Source organism: Mesorhizobium sp. M7A.F.Ca.US.007.01.2.1 (assembly GCF_003998165.1).
Lineage (GTDB): Bacteria > Pseudomonadota > Alphaproteobacteria > Rhizobiales > Rhizobiaceae > Mesorhizobium > Mesorhizobium ciceri.
Genome location: NZ_RZQP01000477.1, coordinates 1 through 1,410, shown reverse-complemented (window position 1 = coordinate 1,410; position 1,410 = coordinate 1). Strand labels below are relative to the sequence as shown.

Sequence of the window (1,410 nt, the reverse complement as noted above, 5' to 3'; positions counted from 1 at the left end):
GCTTCTGGTTGGCCTGTTCTTCATCGTGCCGGTGGTTGCCCTGCTGCTGCGCAGCGTCACCGATCCCGAACCCGGCTTGCAGAACTACGCGGCGCTGTTCGGCAGCGACACCTATGTGCGGGTGTTCCTCAACACCTTCCTGGTCGCATCGGTCGTCACAGCCGTCACCATCCTGGTGGCTTTCCCTGTTGCCTGGATGCTGGCGATCATGCCGCCGGCCCCGGGCTCGATCGTCTTCGGCATCATCATTCTGTCGATGTGGACGAACCTTCTCACCCGCACCTATGCGTGGATGGTGCTGCTGCAACGCACCGGCGTCATCAACAGGGCGCTGATGGGGTTGGGCATCATCCATGAGCCGCTGCCGCTCATCAACAACCTCGCCGGGGTCACCATCGGCATGGTGTACATCATGCTGCCCTTCATGATTCTGCCGCTGGTCGGCACTTTACGCGCCATCGACCCTATGACGCTGCGCGCGGCCGCCCTTTGCGGCGCAAGCCCGTCCGAGGCCTTCCGCCGCATCCTTTTGCCGCTGTCGCTTCCCGGCATCGCCGCCGGAGGGCTGATGGTCTTCGTCATGTCGCTTGGCTACTTCGTCACGCCTGCCCTGCTTGGCGGCACATCGAACATGATGCTGGCCGAGATGATCGCCCAGACGGTGCAGTCGCTGCTCAACTGGGGGCTTGGAAGTGCGGCCGCCTTCGTCCTGCTTGTCGTCACCATGGCGCTCTACGCGATCCAGCTTCGCCTGGTCGGCGCCAGGCGCGCCGGCGGAGGGCTCTGACATGCTGCTCGACTATGACCGGCTCGGATGGCTGCGCGTGGCACTTGTCGGCTTCACGGCGGCAGTCGCGGCTTTCCTGTTGCTGCCGGTGGTCTTCATCGTGCTCCTGTCGTTCGGCTCGTCGCGCTGGCTCGCCTTCCCGCCGCCCGGCTGGACGCTGAAATGGTACCAGCAGTTGCTGGTTGATCCGACCTGGATCGATGCCGCGCTGACCAGTGTCCGGATTGCCGCCATGGCCGCCATCCTCGCCGTCGTCATCGGCCTGTTCGCCTCCTTCAGCCTGGTCAGGGGTGAGTTTCGCGGACGCCAGGTCCTGCGCGGCTTGCTGTTGATGCCGATGGTGCTGCCGGTCGTCGTGTTCGCCATCGCCATCTACGCCTTCTTCCTGCGCATCGGCCTTGCCGGCACCACGGTCGGCTTCGTCATCGCCCACACCATCCTGGCGCTGCCTTTCGCCATTATCCCGATCACTGCGGCGCTAGAGGGTTTCGACAAATCCATCGAGGACGCGGCCATAGTCTGCGGCGCCAGCCCGCTGCAGGCACGGTTGAGGATCACCTTGCCGTCGATCAGGATCGGCATCTGCTCCGCGGCGATCTTCTCTTTCCTGGCCTCATGGGACG

At 64.4% G+C, this 1,410-nt stretch carries 2 protein-coding genes; both read left to right on the top strand.

Features of this window, described 5'->3' with window-relative positions:
* Positions 1-787: ABC transporter permease (locus EN949_RS35270; RefSeq protein ID WP_164782682.1), on the top strand; the 787-nt coding region annotated here is incomplete at its 5' end.
* A gap of 1 nt (position 788) precedes the next feature.
* A partial coding sequence (locus EN949_RS35265; protein WP_164782681.1) for an ABC transporter permease occupies positions 789-1,410 on the top strand: 622 nt, incomplete at its 3' end.